The sequence below is a fragment of the Dyella sp. 01L423 genome, assembly GCF_056399945.1.
In genome coordinates this window covers 566,783-588,747 of sequence record NZ_JBFTSI010000002.1, presented here as the reverse complement: position 1 = coordinate 588,747, position 21,965 = coordinate 566,783, and the positions used below count along the sequence as shown (strand labels likewise).

Below are 21,965 nucleotides of genomic sequence, written 5' to 3'. Positions count from 1 at the left end.
TAAAAACAATGACGCGCAACTTTCCATCCCCGTCCCGCGCCGTTCAACCCTCTCGATTCAGGCGCAGATCGTTGAACTTGCGCCGCTCAATCAGCGCGGTGATCTTCCCGTGGGCGTCGCGCTGGAACACCAGCAGGTTGCGCTCATCATCCGTGCCCATGAATACGTCCTTCGCCACGGGCTGCAACGTATTGACCGGGCCGCCAGCGCGCGTGACATAACCGAGCACGCCATGATCCAACGAGACCGTCCACGCACGATTCGGCGCGAAACGATAAGTGCCTGCGTAATCGCTCAAGACGAGACCCGGCACATCGATCTTCGGCGGCGCCGTGGGAATGGTCACATCCTCGAAACCCGCCACTTTCCATTCGCCCGACTGTTTCACAAAAGTCAGTAGCGCGCGGTAGCGCACCACGAACGACTGCCCAAAATAGGTTTCGCGCTCGTACTGCTCCACGCTCAGCAACGCGCTGTCGCCATGGACCCAGGCATGCGGGTCGCGCATTTCCATGCTGCCCGTGATGCCCGCAGGAAACGGATGGAGCGATGCAATGGTTTCCGCCTTGCCCGCCACCCGACCAAACTCGTCGATCACCACAGCATCATCGGTGACGTGGCTTTCCCACACGGCTTTGTCGCCGGTGGGCAGCGCGTCCATCAGCATCCGCGTCGTCTGCACGAGCTGATCGCGCAAGGCGCTGGGCGCTTCGGCTGCTTGACTGGGCAGCATCGCTGCCAACGCCGCACTGGCGAGCATTCCAACGACGAGCGATCGCTTGAGCATGGTGATCCTCCGGCAATGGCCTATGAGCATGCGCCGGGCAAGCCGCGGCACACCCGTGCTTGAAGTCACTGGGGCTCAGCATCACCCGTGAAACTCAGGAGTCGGCGCCCGGCGAGTTCCGGCAGACACGCTGCAGCGCATCGGCATCGAGCAGGCGCACGTTGCGCCCCGTCACCTCTAACCAGCCCCTGGCCCGGAATCGACTGAACACGCGACTGACTGTCTCGGACGCGAGCCGCAGATAGTTGGCCATGTCCGTGCGCGACATGGTCAGACGCAAGGGGTGGTCTTTGCTCTGATCGCTGCCGCCGCGCCGCTGCAGATCCAGCAGAAAGGACGCCACGCGCTCCTCGGCATTGAGGTCGCCGGCCAGTTGGCTCGCCCTGCTCAATTCGCCGCTGATCACGTGCAGCAACTGCTGCTGCACCCGCGGCGCCTGCGACGACACCGACAACACATCCTCGAACGACAGTCCGCAGAACTCGCTCGACTCCAGCGCCACGACGTCGCCCGGATGGCTGCCCAGATGGATCGCGGCAAGCCCCACCAGCTCGCCCGGCAGGTGAAAGCCCAGCACCTGTTCGCGACCATCGCTGGCCAACACAAACGCCTTGACGCCGCCCGCACGGACCACATGCACCTCGCGCAGCGCATCGCCGCGCCGGATCACCACATCGCCCGCGGCGCAGGACCATGCCCGCCTCACCACGTCATGACTCGGTTCGAGGTCGGCGTGACCGAGCGCGACCAGGCACTGGCCGGCAAATTCACAACTTACACAGGGCGGCATCGGATCCGTCGCCGAAGGCCGCCGTATGCGATGGGGCCGCTCGCGACGCACGTGCCTTGACGCTGTCGCCTGCCCCGGCTCGCGACGCATCGTGGCCGAACCGTCGTCGACTTCAACGGTTTCGCCGGACGTCTTGGGATGTCCGTTATGGGAAAGCCTGCGCATGGTGGCCCCCTCGCCTCTGGGCCGACAGTAGCACAGCCTAGGCGTCCGCCTGCGGCTGCGGCAAACGGACGTCCATAACGAGGGAGCCCGCGCCTGTGCCATAGGGGCCACCGCGGTCGCTGATACAGAACTGCAACATGCCATGGGCCTGGTGAGCACGGCCAAAGCGTCACGCCCGCTACGCATGCCCTGTGGCAGTTGGTCTGGTCCACCTGCACACGGCCGGAGCCGATGGATCGCCCGCAAAGCCATCCCGCCTAAATCTGACCCAGATCAGAGCGCCTTGAGCTCACCGGTCGCGACACTAGGGCTCCAGCGCATCGCGCGAACCCTCCTCATGCCATCCACCACCCGCTCCGCTCCCTCTGACACTGTCACCCTGCCGACGCTGCTGGCCGCACCTCATCGCGCCATGTTCTTTGTCGGCGCGACCCTGCTCGCCACCGGCATGCTGTGGTGGTTATGGGTCTTGCTGGCGTCCTGGCGAGGCTGGGCGCTGCCGGCGCAACCGCTGCCGGCGGGATGGACGCACGGCGTTTTGATGCAATACGCCACCCTGGCGCCGTTCATCATGGGCTTTCTCCTCACTGTGTTTCCGCGATGGATGAACGTCGAAGTCATTGCGCACAGGGTCTACGCCATCGTGTTCGGCCTGATGCTGGGCGGGGCGGCGCTTGTCCTTGGAGCGGCCAGCGGGATGCCGCGCATGCTGCCATGGGGCCTTGGCGCCATGCTGCTGGGCTGGCTTACCGCGTTATGGACCCTGGGCGACCGGCTCCGCCGCCATGGCTATCGCGATGCATGGGCCCGATCGGCCTGGGCCGCACTGGCGCTTGGCGCCGTCGGCCTGGGCATGGTGCTTGGCGCGAGCCTGGGCGCGCCACCAGGCTGGATACCGGCAGCCAATCACATCGGCACCTTTGGATTCCTGTTGCCGATGTTCTTTACGGTGGCGCATCGCATGGTGCCGTTCTTCACCGGCAACGTGGTGACGGGCTATCGCGTGGTGCGCCCGATCTGGTCGCTGCTCGCCGCGTGGCTTTTCAGCCTTGCCCATCTCGGATTTGACCTGTTCAACGCCTCCGGCTGGCGCTGGCTGGCCGATGCGCCGATGACCGCGCTGCTGCTGTGGCAATGGCTCGCCTGGCAGCCGTGGAAGGCGACGCGCCCCGGCTTGCTGCTGGTGCTCTATATCGCGCTGGCATGGCTACCGTTGTCGTTCGCGCTCTACACGGCGGACAGCATCCACGTGCTGGCGAGCGGCGCAAACTCCCGCGCGCTGGCGCCACTGCATGCGCTCACCATCGGATTCTTCAGTTCCATGCTGGTGGCCATGGTGACGCGCGTCACCCACGGTCACTCCGGACGTCCGCTGGCCATGGGCCCCATCCCGTGGCTTGCCTTCATCGGCATGCAGCTGGTGGCCTTGATACGCGTGTTGGCCGAAGCCACCTTGCAGCCATGGCCCTGGTATATCGCCGCGGCCTCGCTCTGGTTGCTGGCGATGGCGCCCTGGGTGGCGCGTTCGCTATGGATTTATCTCACCCCACGGCGTGACGGCGCACCCGGCTGACACGCCTATCAAAGACAGCACGTTATGGCGCTTTTTCCTGCAGCAAACGAGATTGGCATTGCCACCCTGGTCGATCGCTTCTACGACAAGGTGCGCGCGGACGAGGAACTGGGGCCTGTGTTCAACGCGGCCATCCACGACTGGATCACCCATAAGCAAATCCTGCGCGACTTCTGGTCGTCGATCGTGCTGCGCTCGGGACGCTACCGCGGCAATCCGATGGGCGTGCACCGCGCCTTGCCCGCGTTTCCGCAAAGGCTGTTCCATCGCTGGCTGGCCCTTTGGCGAGAGACCGCACGCGAGGTGTTTGACGCACCGGCAGCGGAGCTCTTCATCGGCACCGCCGAACGCGTGGCGCAGGGTCTGAGCATGGGCATCGGCCAGGGTCGCCTGAATATCGATCACCCGTCGCGCGTACTCGGTCCCCTGCATATCGCATCGTGACGATGCATCAACGCTGTGTCTGTTTGCTTGAACGACGCGCGGTCGATGATGGGAGTACACTTCACAGATGAGAATCAATCGCATTTGTGAAGTGCTGCGCACGCTCCCCGCCCTGATCCTCGCGCTTGGGCTGACCTGGTCGCCCGCGCATGCGCAATCCGCGCCGGACGACCCCGCAGCAAGCGTGCCGCAGACCTGGCAGATGCTCGATTACCTCGCCGCCGACTATGCGGGCGCGGTGAAGCATGGCGAAGTGGTGAGCGCCTCCGAATACGACGAAATGCGCGAGTTTGCGCGCCATGCACGCGATCGTGTGCAGGCACTGCCGCCCTCGTCCGCCACGCCGGTATTGCGCGAACAGGCGGACAGTCTGGTGGCACTGATCGACGCGAAAGCACCGGAAGCCGAAGTCGCCCGCCAGGCGCACGCGCTGACCGATAGCCTGCTGCAGGCGTATCCGATCCCCACCGCGCCGAGCAATGCGCCAGACCTCGCCCGCGGCGCGGCCGTCTACCAGGCGCAATGCGCGCTTTGTCATGGCGCCACCGGACATGGCGACGGCCCTGCCGGATTGCAGCTGTCGCCGCGCCCGATCGATTTCACCAACGCCGCGCGTGCGGATCAGCGCAGTGCTTTGTCGCTTTACGAAGTGATCACCCAGGGCGTCGCCGGCACGCCGATGGCCAGCTATGCGCAGACGCTTTCCGGCGATGAGCGTTGGTCGCTGGCCTATTACGTGGGTACGCTGGCGTACCCCGAAGCAGGCACGCAAGGCGAACAGGCATGGCACAGCGATCAGCGCGCTCGCGGCGCCATCGCATCGCCCAATGAACTGGCCCGTGCGCGCGTTTCCGGTCTGGCCGACACCATCGGCGCCACCCAGGCCCGGCTCGTCATCGGCTACCTTCGCGCGCATCCGCAGGCAGTGCACGAAGCCCTGGCCGGCCTTCCGCTGGCGCGCACGCGCGTGGCAGATAGCGTGGACGCCTATCGCAAGGGCAAGATGGAAGAGGCCCGACAACTCGCGCTTTCTGCCTACCTTGATGGCGTTGAACCGGTGGAGGCGCAGCTCGATGCACGCGATGCCGCCCTGCGTGCGCGCATCGAAACGGCGATGGGCGCCTATCGCACGGCGCTCTCGCAGCCTGCGGCGGGCGATGCCGTCGCCAAGCAATCGCACGACGTCGATCAGTTGCTTGCCCAGGCGCAGCTGCTGCTGGCCGCAGGCGCCGCCAGTCCGACGACGACCTTCATCGGTGCACTCACCATCCTTGTGCGCGAAGGATTGGAAGCCCTGCTCGTGGTGGTCGCCTTGCTCGCCTTCCTGCGCAAGGCGGACCGCCATGACGCGACGCGCTATGTGCACGCCGGCTGGATCCTTGCGCTGCTGGCAGGCGCGGCCACGTGGGCGGTAGCGAGCTATGCGATTTCGATCAGTGGCGCCAGCCGGGAGCTGACCGAGGGACTGTCCTCGCTGTTTGCCGCCGGCGTGTTGCTGGCGGTGGGACTGTGGATGCACCAGAAGAGCATCGGCGGCCGCTGGCAGTCGTACCTGAAGGCGAAGATGGCGACCGCACTCGACCGCAAGTCGGCGTGGTTCGTGTTCGGCCTGACCTTCATCTCGGTCTATCGCGAAGTGTTCGAGACCATCCTGTTCTATACGGCGTTGTGGAACGAAGGCCAGGGACAGTGGCTGCTCGCCGGCATCGTCGTGGGCTCGATCATCCTCGGCCTGATCGCATGGATCCTGCTGCGCACCAGCCAGCGCCTGCCGCTGGGCTTGTTCTTCTCGCTGAGTTCGCTCGTGATCGCCCTGCTCGCCATCGTGCTTACGGGCAAGGGCGTGGCGGCGCTGCAGGAAGCGGGCTGGACCGCCGTCACCGTGGCGCCGGTACCCTCCATCGATGTCCTGGGTGTCTATCCCACCTGGCAGTCATTGCTGGCTCAGCTCGCCGTGGCGCTGATGCTCGCGGTCGGCTTTGCCTATAACCGCTGGCGTGCAAGCGCCAGCTGACCCAGGCGTTCAACGAATAAGCAAAGGCAGCTTGTGCGGGCGACCGTCCCAGGCTGCCGCATCGGGGATAGCGGGAATCTTTGCGTCGATCACCGGCCATTGCCTGGCCAGTTCCGCATTCAATGCCAGGAACAACTCCTGTCCCGCCGGCACGTCGTCCTCTGCGTAGATGGCGCCAACCGGGCATTCATCGACGCATAGCGTGCAGTCGATGCATTCGTCCGGGTCGATCACCAGGAAGTTCGGGCCCTCGTGGAAACAATCCACCGGGCACACCTCGACGCAGTCGGTGTGCTTGCAGTTGATGCAGTTCTCGGTGACGACGTGGGTCATGTCCGCGCTCACAAGGCGAATACATAGCTTGCCTCGGCTCCAGCGGTACCAGCACTGATGGGGGTCAAAATCGCGCGGCGGCTGACGGCACTCTTCCGACACAACTGAGGCAATACGCCGCCGCGCATGACAGCCATGTCCTACAAATTTTGACTTAGGTCATCGATATGCGACGACCTTGCGGCGCAACATCCTGCCATCGACCAAGGCGGAATTCCCATGCCGAATACCGAGTATTACGACGACAAGGTAGTGCGTCTGTTCCTGCTGGCGGCCGCCGTGTGGGGTATCATCGGCATGTCGGTGGGCGTCTACGCGGCCGCTGAGCTGATGTGGCCGGCGCTCAACTTCGACCTGCCCTGGCTCACCTTCAGCCGCATCCGGCCAGACCATACCTTCGGCGTGATCTTCGCGTTCGGCGGCTCGGCCCTGATGGGCACCTGCTACTACGTGGTCCAACGCACCGGACACACTCGCCTGGCCATGTCCAGACTGGCCGAACTCACTTTCTGGGGATGGCAGCTGGTCTGCGTGCTGGCCATGACCACCATGCCGCTGGGCCTCACCCAGAGCAAGGAATACGCCGAGCCCGAATGGTTCGTGGATATCCTGATTGCGGTGGTATGGGTGTCGTTTGGCGCGGTGTTCTTCGGCACGCTGGCGCGGCGGCGCATCCGCCATATCTACGTGGCGAACTGGTACTACGGGGCCTTCATCATCGCGGTGGGCCTGCTGCATATCGTCAACAACATCGCGTTGCCGATCAGCATGACCAAGTCTTACCCGGTGTATTCGGGCGTGGTGGATGCGATGGTGCAGTGGTGGTACGGCCACAACGCCGTGGCGTTTTTCCTGACCGCCGGCTTCCTGGGCATGATGTATTACTTCGTGCCGCGCCAGGCGCAGCAGCCGCTGTGGAGTTACCGCTTCTCCATCGTCAATTTCTGGGCGCTTATCTCGGTATACATGTGGGCGGGCTCGCACCACCTGATGTACACGGCCCTGCCCGACTGGGTGCAGTCGGTCGGCATGGCGTTTTCGCTGGTGCTGCTGATGCCCAGCTGGGGTTCCGCTGCCAACGGACTGCTCACCTTCAACGGCTCGTGGGCGCGCCTGAAAACCGATGCCGCCGCCAAGTTCATGGTGATGTCGCTGGTGTTCTACGCCGCGGCCACCTTCGAAGGCTCGATGATGGCGATCAAGACGGTCAACTCGCTGTCGCATTACACCGACTGGACCATCGCCCACGTGCATTCGGGCTCGATCGGCTGGGTGGCGATGATCACCATCGGCTCGCTATACGCCATGGCGCCGCGCGCGCTGGGCCGGCCGGCGATGTATTCGCAGAAGGCGATGGAAGTGCACTTCTGGCTGCACATCATGGGCCTGCTGATGTACATCGGCTCGATGTGGACGGCTGGCGTCACAGAAGGCGTCATGTGGCGCGCCACCAATGCGGATGGCTCGCTCACCTATTCCTTCCTCGATAGCCTGATCGCGATCAAGCCGATGTACCTGATCCGCTGGATGGGCGGCCTGCTGGTGTTGTCGGGCATGGTCGTGATGGCGTGGAACCTGTGGCATACGGCGGCCGATGCGCGCGCGCGGATCATCAAGCCGATACCCGTGCCGATTCCCGAACCCGAGCCTGACCAGGTGCCGGCGCCGCTTCCGGCGGTGGGTTGAGGAGCGCGCCATGGCCTATCGGCACTTCGAAGCCATCGAGAAGAATGCGGGACTTCTTGGCATTCTGACCGCGATCATGGTCTCCATCGGCGGTCTCGCCGAAATCACCCCGCTGTTCATGCGGGCACATGCGGTGAGCGCGCCGTCGGGAGTGAAGCCGTATGACCCGTTGCGTCTTGCCGGGCGCGATGTCTACGTGCGCGAAGGTTGCTATCTGTGCCATTCGCAGATGATCCGCGCGTTGCGTAACGAAACCCAGCGCTACGGCCACTATTCGATCGCGGAGGAATCGGTCTACGACCGCCCGTTCCAATGGGGCTCCAAGCGAACAGGACCGGATCTGGCGCGCGTGGGCGGCAAGTATTCGGACCAGTGGCATGTGCTGCACATGATGAATCCGCGCCAGGTGGTGCCGCAGTCGAACATGCCCGGCTACCCGTGGCTGGCCAAGACGACGCTCGACGCGTCGGATATCCAGGCGCGCATGCGCGGCCTGCGCAAGCTGGGCGACCCCTATAGCGATGCCGACATCGCCAGCGCGCCCGACGCCGTCAAGGACAAGACCGAACTCGACGCCCTGGTGGCGTACCTGCAAGGGCTCGGCATCCGCAACGAGCCCACCGTGGCGCCCACCAACCCCGCCACCGATGGAGGCGAGCCATGAACGAACTGTGGGGACACCTGACCGGCGTCATCATCGTCTTCATGATGGTCACCTTCATCGGCATCTGGGCCTGGGCCTGGAGCGGCCATCACCGCCGCGCGTTCTCGCGCATGGCCCAATTGCCGATGGAAGACGACGCTCCGCCGGAACATGCCGCGATCACCGCCGCCAGGGACGCCGACGCATGAGCCTGTTCTGGTCGCTATGGATCATGTTCCTGGTGGTGCTCAATCTCGGCATCACGTTCTTTCTGTACCTGTGGGCGCCGCGCGCCAAGATTCCCGTGCGCGAGGACGGCACCAGCGGACACGTCTGGGCCCATGGCGTACTGCGCGAAGGCGTCCATCGGCTACCGATGTGGTGGATCATCATGTCCGGCGCCATGTTCGCCTGGGGCTTCGCTTATCTGGCGTTGTTTCCGGGCTTCGGCCGCTTCAAGGGCATCCTTCACTGGACCTCGCACGGCGAGCTGGCCGAGCACACCGCCGCCAACAACGCCAAGCTCGACGACATGATGAAGCGCTTCTCGCTCTATCCCATCGAGCAGCTGTCAGGCGATCCCAATGCGCAGCAGCTGGGCAAGCGCCTGTTCGGGGACAACTGCGCGGCCTGCCATGGCCGCGCAGCGACGGGCAACATCTTGCTGGGCGCCCCCGACCTCACTGACAACGACTGGCTCTATGGCGGCAGCGGCAAGGACATCTATACGTCCATCCATGATGGCCGCAGCGGCGTGATGCCGCCATGGGCTAGCCTCGGCGAGGAGAACGTGAAGGACCTCACGCAGTACGTGCTTAGCCTCTCCGGCCGTCCGCATGACGAGAAGGCCGCAGCCGCAGGCAAGCCGCTGTTCGTCACCTGCGCGGCTTGCCACGGCCCCGATGGCAAGGGCAACCCCGCACTGGGTGCGCCCAACCTCACCGACCAGGTCTGGCTGCATGGCGGCTCGCTGGCGGATATCGAAAGCAGCATTCACGACGGGCGACAAGGACATATGCCAGCATGGAGTCCACGCCTCACGGATGACCAGATCCGCGTGCTTGCCTCCTACGTTTATCACGTCTCCCATCCGGATCATGCGGACTCACGATGACATCGCCGTCGATGACGGCGGACGCTGGTATCAGCAACCTGTGCTGTGGCTGGGTGCAGCCATCTTCGCGGCATCGCTGGCGGGTTGCGTGTGGATGATCGTGCTGGGCGCGCGCCACGCCGATGAACCCGTCGATGCGCCGCCGCCCGTGATGGGCGTGCCGGCCACCACCCACGACCATCGCCCGCCATCGCGATGAATACCTACGAGGTCTGGGCGCATCCCCAACTCGCCGCGCAGGTGCTGCGGTCGCGGCGCGACGGCAAGCGCGAGGCCAGCTTTCGCCTGGCGTCCTTGCAGGGCGCACGCCAAGTCATGCAACTGGACCAGTTGCTGCACGGCTTGCCGGGCGTCCAGCGTGTACGCATCGACACGGCGTCGCGTCGCGCGCACGTGATCTGGGACGACTCGCGCACCAGCCTGCCCGCGCTGCTGCGTGCCTTCGCCAGCCTGCAATGCCCCGCGCAGCCGCTCGGGCTCGACCGCGCAGACGATAGCGATCAACAGGAAGCCCGCGACCTGCTCAAGCGGTTGCTGGTCGCCGGCATGTTCACCATGCAGGTGATGACGTACGCCCTGGTGATCTACCTGGGCGTGGTGGATTTTGTGGACTTCACTACGCGGGAACTGTTCCGCTGGCTGGGCTTGCTTTCGTCCGTGCCGGTGGTGATCTATAGCGCGCGTCCATTCACCCAGGGCGCGTTGCACGAGCTGCGAACGCGAACGCTGGGCATGAACCTGCCTGTTGCGGTGGCCGTGTGGCTGGTCTTTCTGGCCAGTGCCGCCAACACCCTTCGCGGTCATGGCGAGATTTACTTTGACTCCATCACCATGTTCGTCTTTCTGCTGCTTGCGGCGCGCTACATCGAACGCCGCGCGCAGCACCGCAACACGGCGCTGGGTGACGCCGCGATCGACAGCACGCCCCTGCTTGCCCAGCGTTACCGCGCCGACGGCACGCTGGAAACGATGCCGGCGATGGAACTGCTGCGTGGCGATCGCGTGCACATCGCCGAGGGCGCCACCGTGCCTGCCGATGGCGAGCTCGAAAGCGAATCGGTCAAGTTGGACGAGTCGGCCTTGACCGGTGAATCGCGGCCGGTCACGCGTTGCCGCGGCGCGCCACTGGCGGCGGGCAGCATCGTGCTCGATGGTGTTGCCACCTTGCGCGTGCAACGCAGTGGCAAGCACACCGCCGCCGCCCGCATCGGCGCGCTGAGCGCACGCACACGGATGGCACGCGAAGCTGCCGCGCTCACCGACCACGCCGATCTGCGCCCGTTCGTGGGACGCGTGCTGCTGTTGACCCTGCTGACGGCGGCCGGATGGCTGCTGGTCGATCCGGGCAAGGCGTTTGAATCGGCCATCGCTGTACTCGTCATTGCCTGCCCCTGCGCGTTTGCGCTTACCGCACCCAGCGCGATGACCCGCGCGCTCGGCGTGCTCGCCCAACGCGGCGTGCTGGTGGTCGACAGCACGGCGCTGGAAACCATGGCCCGCGTCGACGTGGCCGTATTCGACAAAACGGGAACGCTGACCACGCCGCACATCGACCTGCCTGCATCGCACGCGACTGGCCATGGCATCGCATGGATGAGCCTCGCCGGCGCGCTCGCATCGCGCAGCTCGCATCCCATGGCCAAGGCCGTCGCGCTGGCCACGAACACGATCCGCTCGGGCGACGTGCAGCACGTGGCGATCGTGCCGGGATCGGGCATCACCGGCGAGATGGGCGGCCATCGACTGCGCCTTGGCCGCCGCCTGGATGGCAAGGACAGCGAGGACCTTTGTCTTTCCGACGAACACGGACTCATTGCCGCCCTGCGCGTGGACGAAACCGTGCGAAAGGATGCGCCGGCCACACTGCATAAGCTCCGTGCCGACGGTATCGACACCGTGATCGCCAGCGGCGATGCGCCTTCGCGGGTGGCGGTCGCCGCTGCCGCGCTAGGCGTATGCGAAAGCCATGCGCGGCAATCGCCGCTGGATAAACTCGCCTTGCTCAAACACAAAAGAAAGCAAGGCCATGTGACGCTTGCCGTCGGCGACGGCAACAACGACGCGCCCACCCTCGCGGCAGCCGACGTTTCCGCCGCGCTTACCTCGGGCACCGAGCTGTCGCAGGCCAACGCGGACCTGCTGCTGATGCACGGACAATTGCATGGCCTGGTCGAGGCACGCCGAATCGCACGAGAGGTGCGGCAGGTGGTGGCGCAAGGACGCCGCTGGTCGCTGGGCTATAACCTCTGCGCCGTGCCATTCGCCGCGCTTGGTTTAGTGCCACCGTGGCTGGCCGCTGTGGGCATGTCGGCCAGCTCGCTGCTGGTGGTGCTCAATGCCATGCGCGTGGGCCGCCGCCCGACCCGCCAAGGTGACCAGGCGTGAACATCATCCTGGTACTCATACCGGTCACCTTCCTGATCGTCATCGCAGCGGTAGGCGTGTTCTTCTGGGCCGTGCATCACCAGCAATTCGATGACCTGGACAGTCCCGGCGTGCTGCCGCTGATGGAAGAAAACGAGCTCGGCACGCCCGCGCCGCCCCACGTCGAGGCGAATACGCCTGATCGATAGACTCAGGCGGCTGCCGTCAGCTGGACCAGTCCGTAACCCAGCTCGCCAAGTGCGCCGACGTCGTGCAGCTGCACGCGCCGTCCATGGATGCTCACCCAATGCTTGTCGCGGAACCGGCTGATCACGCGACTCACGGTTTCCGGCGCCAGCCGCAGATAGCTGGCGATATCGCTGCGCGACATGGCCAGTCGGAACACGGTCGATGACTGCCCGCGCTGCGCGTATCGCTCGCCCAGATCCAGCAGGAAGGCCGCCACGCGCTCTTCGGCGGAATGCTCACCTGCCAACAGACTGGCCATGCCGAGCTCTTTGCTCAGCATGCGGAACAGATGCTGCTGCACCACGGGGAGCTCGGTCGCCAGCGACCGCATGGCAGGGAATGCCAGGTGGCAGAAGGAGGAACGTTCCAGCGCCAACGCATCGCAAGGGTAGCTCTCCGGATAGATGCCGTTGAGACCTACGACTTCGCCAGGCAGGTAGAAACCCAGCACCTGCTCGCGGCCATCGCGCGTGAAGATCGACGTCTTCACACTGCCTGAGCTCACGGCATAGAGCGCGCGAAACGGTTCGCCACGGCGAAACAGATGCTCCCCGCTGGCCACCGACGGCACCTGCTCGACCACGCACTGCAAGGCTGCCAGCTCGCGCTTGCCGTAGCCCTCGCCCTGGCAGACATGCGAGTAAGCGCAGCTATGGCAGCACGGTGCGGCATCGACTTCTGGCAGGGCGGCAACGCGGGAGGGTTCGCGAATGCTCAGCAGTTCGGTATGCATGGCGAACTCGTAGTCTGGCTCAGGGAGACGCTGCCGCTCCGGTGGACGGGCGTGGCTTTCCTCCCGTGGCGGACCGCCATAATATGCATTCCAAATACATCTTATTCCAGGCCATGCGACTAAATGTCTTCACCGACTACTGCCTACGCACCCTGATGTACGTGGGCGTCAACGAAGGAACGCTGGTCACGCGCGGCGATATCGCCGCCGCCTACGGCATTTCCGGCAATCACCTGATGAAGGTGGTGAACTGGCTGGCACGCGAGGGCTATCTCGAAACCGTACGCGGCAAGGGGGGCGGCATGCAGCTGGCGCGCGAGGCATCCGCCATCTCCATTGGTGCGATTGTTCGAGCCTGCGAAGCCTCGGACGCCCTGGTCGAGTGCTTCGACCCCGCCACGTCCCGCTGCCGCATCACGCCGGCCTGCCGCCTCAAGGGCATCCTTGGCCAGGCCATGGAAGCCATGTACCGGGAGCTCGACCAGCACACGCTGGCCGACCTGCTGGTTCGGCCACGACCCTTGGCCACCCTGCTACACCTGGTCTGAGCCCCTCAATTCTCGGCGGCACTTGAATTCTGTATCGATCGATACATATTATTGTTTCAATCGATACAAAACGAAGGTGCGTCATGGCACGGCCACGCGAATTCGATGAACAGAAGACCCTGGAAGCCGTTGCGGAGGCTTTCTGGGCGCGTGGCTACGAGGCCACCTCCACGCGCGACCTGGCACAGCGCACCGGCTTGACGGTAACCAGCCTGTACAACGCCTTTGGCGACAAGCAGTCTCTGTTCCAGTTGGCGCTCAAGCACTACCTCGATACGACCCTGAAGGAGCGTATCCATCGACTGGAAGCATCGCTCGCGCCCAGCGAAGCCATCGCCGCGTTCTTCAACGAAGTCATCGAGCGCTCGCTGTCCGATGCGCAGCAGCGCGGCTGTTTCCTGGTGAACTCGGCGCTGCAGGCGACGCCCGAAGCGCCCGAGCTGCGCGCCGCCATTGCCAGCGAAATTGACGCCATCCGCGCGTTTTTCCGTCGCTGCCTGCTGGCTGGCCGTCGCAACGGTGAAGTGCCGTCATCTGTTTCCGCCGCGGAAGCTTCCGCGCATCTATTGGCTGTCTTGCTGGGCCTGCGCGTGATGGCTCGCGTCAACCCTGACCACGCCACCATGACGGCCGCCGTGGCCACGGCGCTCAAAGCTTCCGGCATCTCGAAACACCGCTGATTTCCCACTCCCCCTCTCTCTATGGAGACCTCCATGTCACCACGCACATTCCTCATCACCGGCGCCACCAAGGGCATCGGCCGCGCCATTTCCCACCGCCTCGCCAAGGCAGGACACCGCGTCGTCGGCCTGGCGCGCAACATCGACGAGCCCGATTTCCCCGGCACGCTGGTGTCCGTCGATCTGGGCGACCGCGCGGCCACCGACAAGGCGCTGAAGGCATTGGTCGAGCAGTATTCCTTCGATGGCGTGGTCAACAACGTCGGCTATGTGCGCGTGGCGCCGATCGATGAAGTGGATCTCAACGATCTCGACGACATCCTGCGCATCAACCTTGTGCCCACCATCCAGACCGTGCAGGCGTTGCTGCCGCAGATGCGCGCCAAGGGCTGGGGTCGCGTGGTGAACATCACCAGCCTGGTCGCGCTGGGCTACGCAAATCGCACCTCCTATGCGGCCGCCAAGGCTGCAGTGAACAGTTTCACCCGCACCTGGGGCCTGGAGCTGGCGGAAAGCGGCATCACGGTGAATGCGGTGGCGCCGGGTCCGACGGAAACCGAACTGTTCCGCGCGAACACGCCCGAAGGCAGCGAGGCCGAGCAACGCTTTCTCTCGGTGGTGCCGATGAAGCGCCTGGGCAAGCCGGACGAATTGGCGGCGACGGTGGAATTCCTGCTGTCCGATGGCGCCAGCTACATCACCGGGCAGACGCTCTATGTCGACGGTGGTGCTTCGATCGGTCGCTCCGCCGCCTGATCGTGCGACGGATCAGTGGAAATCGCGCGAGCGGCTGTCGAGTGAACCCAGCAACTCGCTCAGGTCGATAAGTCGATCGGCGATGAGATGGCTCACGCCATCCGCGTGTTCCCAGCGCCCATCCACGCCCAGCAGGCGCGATTCGAGGAAGATGCGGCGCTGACGCTCGGCCACGTGACTCCACACCACCACGTTGATGGGCCCGAACTCATCTTCCATGGTGATGAAAGTGACGCCGCTGGCCGTCTGCGGACGCTGGCGCTGCGTCACCAGCCCCGCAGCGCGCACCTTGCTGGCATGCGGGCGTGTGTGCAGGCTCTTGGAATCCAGACAGCGCGCCGCGCGCAGGCGCGCTCGGATCTGCTGCAGTGGATGCGGTCCCAGGCTGAGCCCCATGCGCGCGTAATCGGCCAGCGTGCTTTCACCCTGCGAGGGCGGCGGCAGCACGACTTCCTCTTCCACCGGGCTGGTGTTGCCGAACAAGGGCAGCTGTGCCTCGATGCCGGCCATGGCCCAGCGCGCACGATGGCGATGCCCGGCCAGTCCGCGCAAGGCATCCGCTTCGGCCAAGGCATCCTGCTGATGCTTGTTGAGTCCGGCGCGCGCGCACAGGTCGGCCACGTCCTCGAACGGCCGGCGCGCACGCGCCGCCATCAGCTGCGTCATCACTTCCTCGCGGCAGCCGCGCACCTGTCGCAAGCCGAGCCGCAAGGCATAGCCGCCGCGTGAAGAGTCATCGGCTTCGAGCGTGTTGTCCCAGTCGCTGTGGCGCACGTCCACCGGACGCACCTTGATGCCATGGCGCTGGGTGTCCTGCACGATCTGGCTGGGGCCGTAGAAACCCATCGGTTGCGCATTGAGCAAGGCGCACATGAAGGCCGCGCGGTAATGGCATTTGAGCCAGCAACTGGCATATACCAGCAAGGCAAAACTCGCCGCATGGCTTTCGGGAAAACCATAGGAACCAAAACCCTTGATCTGCTCGAACAGGCGCGCGGCGAAGTCCGGCGTGAAGCCGTTTTTCAGCATGCCGGCCATCAGTTTCTGGCGATGGATTTCCATATCGCCATTGCGCCGCCATGCCGCCATCGAACGGCGCAACTGGTCGGCCTCGCCGGGCGTATATTCCGCCGCGACGATCGCCAGCTTCATCACCTGCTCCTGGAACAACGGCACGCCGAGCGTGCGTTCGAAGACATCTTTCAAGGCTTCCGACGGATAGGTGATCGGCTCCTCGCCACGCTTGCGGCGCAGATACGGATGCACCATGTCGCCCTGGATCGGACCCGGCCGCACGATCGCCACCTGGATCACCAGGTCGTAGAAATTCTCCGGCCGATGTCGCGGCAGCATCGCCATCTGCGCGCGCGATTCGATCTGGAACACGCCGATGGTGTCGGCGCGCTGGATCAGCTCATAGGTGGGCGGATCATCCGGCGGAATCGACGCCAGCGTTTCCACGCGGCCGTGATGACGCTGCAACAGGTCCAGGCATTTGCGGATGCAGGTGAGCATGCCCAGCGCCAGGCAATCGACCTTGAGCAGGCGCATGGTGTCCAGATCGTCCTTGTCCCACTGGATGATGGTGCGGTCGGGCATCGAGGCATTTTCCACCGGAACCAGATGCGACAGCGGCTGGTCGGAAATGACAAAGCCACCCACGTGCTGGGACAGATGCCGCGGAAAATCCATCAACTCCTCGGTGAGCGCCATCACCCGCCGCAGCACGGGACTATCCGGATCGAAGCCGCGTTCGCGCAGGCGGCCATCCAGCGGATCGTCGCCATCCTGCCAGGCGAAGGTGCGCGACAACAGGTCGATCTGGTCCGACGGCAGGCCGAGCACGCGCGCCACGTCGCGCACGGCGCTGCGGCCGCGATAGCAGATCACGGTGGCGGCCAGCGCGGCGCGCTCGCGACCGTATTTCTCGTAGATATGCTGGATGACTTCCTCGCGCCGCTCGTGCTCGAAGTCGATGTCGATATCCGGCGGCTCGTTGCGTTCAGCGGAGATGAAACGCTCAACCAGCAGCGTAGTCGTGGCCGGATCCACCGCCGTCACGCCGAGCGCATAGCAAACCGCTGAATTGGCCGCCGAACCGCGCCCCTGGCACAGGATGTCCTTGCTGCGCGCGAAGCTCACGATCTCCTGCACGGTCAGGAAGTACGACTCGTACTTGAGCTGCTCGACCAGCTTCAGCTCGTACTCGATCTGCTCCCTCACCTTGGGTGGCTCGCCTTGCGGCCAGCGCCAGCGCACACCCTCCTCCGTAAGTTGCCGCAGCCACGTGGTCGGCGTATGCCCTGTCGGTACCAGTTCGGCGGGATAGCGATAGCTCAGGTCGGTCATCACGAACTGGCAGCGCTCGGCGATGCGCACGCTTTCGGCCATCAGTTCGGCGGGATAGATCGCGGACAAGGCCGTGCGCGTGCGCAGGTGTCGCTCGCCATTGGGAAACAACAGATCGCCCGCATCAGCCACCGTGCGATGGTGGCGAATCGCCGTCATCACGTCCTGCAAGGCACGGCGGCGGCGTATATGCATATGCACGTCGCCCGTGGCCACCATGGGCACGCCGACGGTTTCGGCCAAGGCCTGCAGTTGCGCAAAGCGACGCGCATCGTCGGCACCGTGATGCAATTCCACCGCAAGCCAGAGCCGCAAATCGAACAACGTGCGCAACCACACGCCGTGCGCTGCATCCAGCTCGGCCTGCGGCAACCACAAGGCCAGCGTGCCGGGCAGGCCGTCGGCAAAGTCCTCGCGCGTCACCCGATACGTGCCCTTCTCCGCCACACGCCGGCCGCGCGTGATCAGTGCACACATCGAGGTATAACCCTCCAGGTTCTCGCACAACAGCACCAGCTTCGGGCCATGCTCGATCTGGAACTCGGCGCCCACGATCAGCGGCAGCCCGGTATCGCGCGAGGCTTCGTAAGCGCGCACGATGCCGGCGAGCGAACATTCGTCAGTGATCGCCAGCGCGCGATAACCGCAGGCCTTGGCCCGCTCGAACAACTCGCGCGCGCTCGACGCGCCACGCTGGAACGAGAAGTTGGACAGGCAATGCAGTTCGGCGTAGTCGTTCATGCGAACCACCCATGCAACATCCAATGACCCTGCTCGCCCGGCGCGCAATACACCCAGGCGCACTGCCCCTGCGAGGTGCGCACCACGTAGTAATCGCGCCGGATATCGCCGCCATCCCACCAGCCGGTTTCGATGCGCTCGGGGCCGGCGAGCACCTCCGGCGCCGGGCCGCGCAGCGGGCATGGCGAGGCCAGCAGCCAGGTGGGGCGCGGCAGGGTTTCGGGCGAGGTGGCCGCTTTTACATGCGCTGCATCGGACTGCGCCCGCTCGGGGCGCGGATCCACCGTGCGGTGCAGATGCTGGATGGCCTGCTCGCCCAGGCGTGCACGCAAGCGTTCGCGCAGCTGATCCAGCGGCACGGCATGCGTGGGCCGCGTATCGAACAGGTCGCGGCCGGCCGGCACGAACGGCGGCAGGTCGCGTGCCACCAGCCGCATCGCCAACACCGGCTGGTGCAATTCCAGGCGCTCGAGCCGTCCGCGCGCGCAGTCGAACAACAGCGTGGCATCGCGTGCGGCGGTGAGCATGCCCACCGTCACGCAGGTGGGCAGACCGCTGCGATGCTCCAGTTCCAGTTCGAATCGCTGCACGCCGCCATCGCGACCGGCGAGATACGCCGCCAGGTCGCCGGTGAGACGGCGCAGCGGAAACACCAGCGCTTCGACGTGCTCGATTTCGTGCGTCCACTCCATGCGCTGCTCGAACGCATCGGGCGGGCGGTAGCTGTCCATCGGCGTGGGCTCGTCGCCGGTGAGGCGATCGAGCTGCGCCACCAGCTCGGCGCCGAAGCGGCGCTGCAGGCCTGCGCGCGGCAGCTTCAAGACTTGTCCCAAGGTGCGGATGCCCATCGACGGTAAACCCTGCGCGGCATCGGCCGGCAGGCGCGCACGCGCAATGGGCACGGGCGACAGCGCCTCGCGCAGGATCTCTGGCGACATCACGGCGATCCCGTCGTGCACGCCGGCCAGCACATAGGCCGCATGCGGCGTCGGCGCGAGCGCGATGCGATGACGAAAAGCCAGTCCCAGCAGATCGTCCCGCAACAGCGATTCAAAACGCGGCCATGGCCCGAACAGGTTGAGGCTGCGGCTAACCTCCAGCACCACCGCATGCGCGTACAGGCCGACCTCGGCGCTATAGCGATACGCCCAGGCGGCGAGCAGGCGATGCCAGCGCGCCTCGTCTTCCGCGTCGTGCTCGACCATCACGAACTGCTGCAACAAGGCCTGCGCCGCGGTGAGTCGCTGTCCGCGATAGATGCCGGCCGCACGCGCGCTCGCATTGGCCGCGTGCACGATGCGCGCCTGCGCGGGACCACTCACCAGCACCAGCGGTTCGTCCGACGGCGGCCGTCGCCTGAGGACACCGTCCAGCGCCAGTTGCGGCAGCAAGATGCAAGCCCAGAGCATGACTAGAGCCTGCACCGTGTCTCCGCGTGGCCCGCGCCGGGAGCGGTTTGCACGCAGGACAAGGAAGAACGAAGGAGTGTACGTCCGTACACGACTGAGTGATGACGCCGGCATGCGGGTAAACAGCCCCGGCGCGGGCTACGCGGAGACATGGTGCAGGCTCTCCTGTCACGACCAGCCGGAGGCTAGCGGCACCGCACTTACCGGCGGATTGCCGCCACGGCATTTGCGCACGCGGATCTGCCAGCTGGGCGTGCTCTCCAGCTCCAGCCGCAGCGCCGCCGGCGACGCCTGCACGGCATGGCGGCGATCGCGGAACAAAAAAGCTAGCGCCTTGCCGGTATCGGCCGCCATCTGCAATCGACGCAAGGCACGGTCATCGGCGTGCACCGGCCACGCCAGCACGGCGGCGCAACTGGCCGAGCGCAGGCATTGCTCGGCGGCCCACAGCACATCGCGTTCGTCCGCATGCACGATGTCCACGTTCGACATCACCACGCCGCGCGCTTCCCAGCCCGCCACGTAAGGTACATACGGCGGCGAGATCACCATCACCGGACGCCCTTCGCGGGTCAGCCGCGCCAGCGTGGGCAACAACAGTTGCAGCTCACCCACGCCATCGGCGGGCAGCAGGATTTCGGTCATCGCATGCTCGGGCCAGCCGCCGCTCGGCAAGGCGGCATCGAGCGTCGGCCAGCCGGTCGGCTGGCTGCCCGATGATTGCGGCGCAGCGCGGCCCTGCCAGACCTGGCGGCTGTGCAGGAGTGTATCGAGCGCAAGGACCTGACCCACGGCACCCGTCCCTCAGCGCAGCGTGCGCAGGCAACGGGTGACGACGCCCCACACGCTGAGCGTCTCGCCTTCGCGGAACACGATGGGCTTGAAGTGCGCGTTTTCCGGCAGCAACGCGATATGCCCATCCACCTTGCCCAACCGCTTGATGGTCAGCTCGTTGTTGACCATCGCCACCACGATGTCGCCCTGGCGCGGCGCGAGCGCACGATCCACCAGCACTTCGTCGCCGTCGAAAATGCCGGCGCCGATCATCGACCAGCCCGACACGCGGATGATGAAGGTGCTCGGCTCATGACCGGGCAGCACGAGGTGCTCGTTGAGGTCGACCACTTCGTCGACATCGTCGTCCGCGATCGAAGGCAGACCAGCCGGCACGCGGCTCAGGAAAGCCGTCAGCGCGACCGTCGATGGCTCCAGCGACAACGGCCGCGGCGCCTCCAGCGTGGCCGGACTGCGGTAAGCCTCCAGATAGGCCAGCACGCCCGGTACCTGGCTGTCGGGTACGCGTATGCGCTGACTGGGTTCACCGGCGGGACGACCGGCTCCCGGGCGGCGTCCACCGTGGTCGGAAGGAGGCATGGGGCGACTTGATTAGTGGGACGGCAATCAAGATAGCACGATGGCATTCTCACCGAGCGAGATTCAGCGCCCTGCCATGCATAAATTTCAAACAACTGATTAAAAAGACAATTCAGGCGTCCGCGCGGTATACCCGCCCCTTCCACTGGGAGCGCACGCCGCGCCAATAGCGCAGCGCCGAGCCCCAGGTCATGCCGAGGTAGAGACCCGCCCCCAGCGGCAGCAGCAGGGCCCACCACAAGGGCATGCGGTAGTACCTGAGCATGGGCAGGTAGCCCAGCATCATGGCACCCAGCGCGAGCCAGCCCCATGGCCACAGCTGCGGCGCAGCCAGCAAGGTCAACGGCACGCCATAAGCCCACAGGAACAACACCGTCACCAGCAACAACACTGTCGTCGAATAGCCGAGCTGGGTGAAGGCTGAGCGCGCCACCATGCTGTGAATCGACTCGAAGCTGCCGTACGGCCGCAGGCTCACCACGTCGCGACTCAAGCCGATCCAGGTGCGACCGCCCGCGCGCTTCACCTGTCGAGCCAGTGCGCAATCGTCGATCAGTGCGTCGCGCAGGCTGCCGAAACCGCCGATGCGTTCAAGCACCTCGGTATCCAGCAGGATGCAGCCGCCCGCACCTGCCGCCACCCAGCGCGAGGGTGAATTGGAAAGCGCAAACGGATAAAGCAACTTGAAGTAGTAGACGAAGGCCGGCAGCAACAGGCGATCCCAGAAACTGGCGCGGCGCAGGTCCGCCATGATTGACACGAACTGCCGCTGCTCGCGCTGCTTGTGCAACAGCAGCGTCGCCAACATGCCGGGACGCAGTTCGATATCCGCATCCAGCAACAAGGTCAGCGTTGTGCGCACCTGTTGCCTGCCCTGCTCCAGCGCCCACAGCTTGCCCGCCCAACCTTCCGGCAGGGGCGCGCCCTGGATCACGCGAACACCGGGATAAGAGCTCGCCACGCTGGCCGTACTGTCGGCCGACTGATCGTCGACCACGATGATCTGAAGCCCGCTGCCCTGCGCCTGCAATGCGCGCAGCGTGCTGCCGATCACGTCGGCCTCGTTGCGCGCAGGCATCAACACGGTGACGTCGTCCAGGCGCATGCTGGCCGACGCATCAGCCTCGAGATGCTCGCGCGTACTCCATGGCCGCCAAGGCACCAGCAGCAGTCCCAGCCACATCACGACCGGGACGATGGCGAGCAGCCACAT

Annotated in this window: 22 protein-coding genes; 13 read left to right on the top strand and 9 right to left on the bottom strand. The window is 65.3% G+C overall.

What is annotated here, in order from left to right; genetic code table 11:
• Nucleotides 1–43 precede the first annotated feature (43 nt).
• Both AC1DMY_RS09335 and AC1DMY_RS09330 read right to left on the bottom strand, forming a co-directional pair.
• The gene (locus AC1DMY_RS09335; protein ID WP_477164667.1) at nt 44–787 is read right to left on the bottom strand and encodes a nuclear transport factor 2 family protein; all 744 of its coding nucleotides are present in this window, start codon (nt 785–787) and stop codon (nt 44–46) included.
• Nucleotides 788–881: 94 nt separating this feature from the next.
• Nucleotides 882–1,742, bottom strand: coding sequence for a helix-turn-helix domain-containing protein (locus AC1DMY_RS09330; RefSeq protein ID WP_477164666.1), 861 nt, complete (start codon nt 1,740–1,742; stop codon nt 882–884).
• A gap of 337 nt (nt 1,743–2,079) precedes the next feature.
• Between AC1DMY_RS09330 and AC1DMY_RS09325 the strand changes: the two genes are divergently transcribed.
• From AC1DMY_RS09325 to AC1DMY_RS09315, 3 genes are all read left to right on the top strand, one after another.
• Complete coding sequence (locus AC1DMY_RS09325) at nt 2,080–3,315, top strand: NnrS family protein (RefSeq protein WP_477164665.1); 1,236 nt, start codon at nt 2,080–2,082, stop codon at nt 3,313–3,315.
• 24 nt (nt 3,316–3,339) lie between these two features.
• Nucleotides 3,340–3,759 carry a group III truncated hemoglobin gene (locus tag AC1DMY_RS09320; RefSeq protein WP_477164664.1) on the top strand — a complete coding sequence of 140 codons (420 nt, stop codon included), beginning with the start codon at nt 3,340–3,342 and terminating at the stop codon, nt 3,757–3,759.
• 67 nt (nt 3,760–3,826) lie between these two features.
• Complete coding sequence (locus AC1DMY_RS09315; protein WP_477164663.1) at nt 3,827–5,773, top strand: FTR1 family protein; 1,947 nt, start codon at nt 3,827–3,829, stop codon at nt 5,771–5,773.
• Nucleotides 5,774–5,782: 9 nt separating this feature from the next.
• Here the strand turns inward: AC1DMY_RS09315 and fdxA are convergent, their stop codons facing one another.
• Nucleotides 5,783–6,106: a ferredoxin FdxA gene (gene fdxA, locus AC1DMY_RS09310; RefSeq protein ID WP_477164662.1), complete on the bottom strand. Its 324-nt coding sequence runs from the start codon at nt 6,104–6,106 to the stop codon at nt 5,783–5,785.
• 219 nt (nt 6,107–6,325) lie between these two features.
• Between fdxA and ccoN the strand changes: the two genes are divergently transcribed.
• The 7 genes from ccoN to ccoS are packed head-to-tail and all read left to right on the top strand — an operon-like array spanning nt 6,326 to nt 12,122.
• On the top strand, nt 6,326–7,792 hold the full coding sequence (gene ccoN, locus AC1DMY_RS09305) for a cytochrome-c oxidase, cbb3-type subunit I (RefSeq protein ID WP_477164661.1): 1,467 nt from the start codon (nt 6,326–6,328) through the stop codon (nt 7,790–7,792).
• Nucleotides 7,793–7,802: 10 nt separating this feature from the next.
• Entirely contained in the window at nt 7,803–8,456 is a 654-nt protein-coding gene (gene ccoO / locus AC1DMY_RS09300) for a cytochrome-c oxidase, cbb3-type subunit II (protein ID WP_477164660.1), read from the top strand.
• A complete protein-coding gene (locus AC1DMY_RS09295; RefSeq protein ID WP_477164659.1) occupies nt 8,453–8,644 on the top strand; it encodes a cbb3-type cytochrome oxidase subunit 3 in 192 nt (63 codons plus the stop codon). The genes ccoO and AC1DMY_RS09295 overlap by 4 nt, the downstream gene beginning before the upstream one ends.
• Nucleotides 8,641–9,549 (top strand): cytochrome-c oxidase, cbb3-type subunit III, encoded by a 909-nt coding sequence (gene ccoP, locus AC1DMY_RS09290; protein ID WP_477164658.1) that lies wholly within the window; start codon nt 8,641–8,643, stop codon nt 9,547–9,549. The genes AC1DMY_RS09295 and ccoP overlap by 4 nt, the downstream gene beginning before the upstream one ends.
• Complete coding sequence (locus AC1DMY_RS09285; protein WP_477164657.1) at nt 9,533–9,748, top strand: hypothetical protein; 216 nt, start codon at nt 9,533–9,535, stop codon at nt 9,746–9,748. Before ccoP ends, AC1DMY_RS09285 begins: the two co-directional genes overlap by 17 nt.
• Entirely contained in the window at nt 9,745–11,934 is a 2,190-nt protein-coding gene (locus AC1DMY_RS09280) for a heavy metal translocating P-type ATPase (protein ID WP_477164656.1), read from the top strand. Before AC1DMY_RS09285 ends, AC1DMY_RS09280 begins: the two co-directional genes overlap by 4 nt.
• Nucleotides 11,931–12,122 (top strand): cbb3-type cytochrome oxidase assembly protein CcoS, encoded by a 192-nt coding sequence (gene ccoS / locus AC1DMY_RS09275; protein WP_477164655.1) that lies wholly within the window; start codon nt 11,931–11,933, stop codon nt 12,120–12,122. The genes AC1DMY_RS09280 and ccoS overlap by 4 nt, the downstream gene beginning before the upstream one ends.
• A 2-nt stretch (nt 12,123–12,124) precedes the next feature.
• On the opposite strand, the gene AC1DMY_RS09270 is transcribed toward ccoS, so the two are convergent.
• Nucleotides 12,125–12,895, bottom strand: coding sequence for a helix-turn-helix domain-containing protein (locus AC1DMY_RS09270; protein ID WP_477164654.1), 771 nt, complete (start codon nt 12,893–12,895; stop codon nt 12,125–12,127).
• Between the two features lie 113 nt (nt 12,896–13,008).
• Here AC1DMY_RS09270 and AC1DMY_RS09265 point away from each other — a divergent pair, with 113 nt between their 5' ends.
• The 3 genes from AC1DMY_RS09265 (at nt 13,009) to AC1DMY_RS09255 (ending at nt 14,879) form a co-directional block, all read left to right on the top strand.
• Nucleotides 13,009–13,443 (top strand): Rrf2 family transcriptional regulator, encoded by a 435-nt coding sequence (locus AC1DMY_RS09265; protein WP_477164653.1) that lies wholly within the window; start codon nt 13,009–13,011, stop codon nt 13,441–13,443.
• Between the two features lie 83 nt (nt 13,444–13,526).
• Nucleotides 13,527–14,123 carry a TetR/AcrR family transcriptional regulator gene (locus AC1DMY_RS09260; protein WP_477164652.1) on the top strand — a complete coding sequence of 199 codons (597 nt, stop codon included), beginning with the start codon at nt 13,527–13,529 and terminating at the stop codon, nt 14,121–14,123.
• A 33-nt stretch (nt 14,124–14,156) separates the two neighbouring features.
• Nucleotides 14,157–14,879 (top strand): SDR family oxidoreductase, encoded by a 723-nt coding sequence (locus tag AC1DMY_RS09255; RefSeq protein WP_477164651.1) that lies wholly within the window; start codon nt 14,157–14,159, stop codon nt 14,877–14,879.
• A 12-nt stretch (nt 14,880–14,891) separates the two neighbouring features.
• On the opposite strand, the gene AC1DMY_RS09250 is transcribed toward AC1DMY_RS09255, so the two are convergent.
• From AC1DMY_RS09250 to AC1DMY_RS09230, 5 genes are all read right to left on the bottom strand, one after another.
• Nucleotides 14,892–17,969, bottom strand: coding sequence for an error-prone DNA polymerase (locus tag AC1DMY_RS09250; RefSeq protein ID WP_477164650.1), 3,078 nt, complete (start codon nt 17,967–17,969; stop codon nt 14,892–14,894).
• Nucleotides 17,966–19,378: a Y-family DNA polymerase gene (locus AC1DMY_RS09245; RefSeq protein ID WP_477164649.1), complete on the bottom strand. Its 1,413-nt coding sequence runs from the start codon at nt 19,376–19,378 to the stop codon at nt 17,966–17,968. The genes AC1DMY_RS09250 and AC1DMY_RS09245 overlap by 4 nt, the downstream gene beginning before the upstream one ends.
• Nucleotides 19,379–19,546: 168 nt before the next feature.
• Nucleotides 19,547–20,170: a translesion DNA synthesis-associated protein ImuA gene (imuA, locus tag AC1DMY_RS09240; protein ID WP_477164648.1), complete on the bottom strand. Its 624-nt coding sequence runs from the start codon at nt 20,168–20,170 to the stop codon at nt 19,547–19,549.
• A 12-nt stretch (nt 20,171–20,182) separates the two neighbouring features.
• Nucleotides 20,183–20,752, bottom strand: coding sequence for a LexA family protein (locus AC1DMY_RS09235; RefSeq protein WP_441602259.1), 570 nt, complete (start codon nt 20,750–20,752; stop codon nt 20,183–20,185).
• Between the two features lie 112 nt (nt 20,753–20,864).
• Nucleotides 20,865–21,965 carry a glycosyltransferase gene (locus tag AC1DMY_RS09230; RefSeq protein ID WP_477164647.1) on the bottom strand — a complete coding sequence of 367 codons (1,101 nt, stop codon included), beginning with the start codon at nt 21,963–21,965 and terminating at the stop codon, nt 20,865–20,867.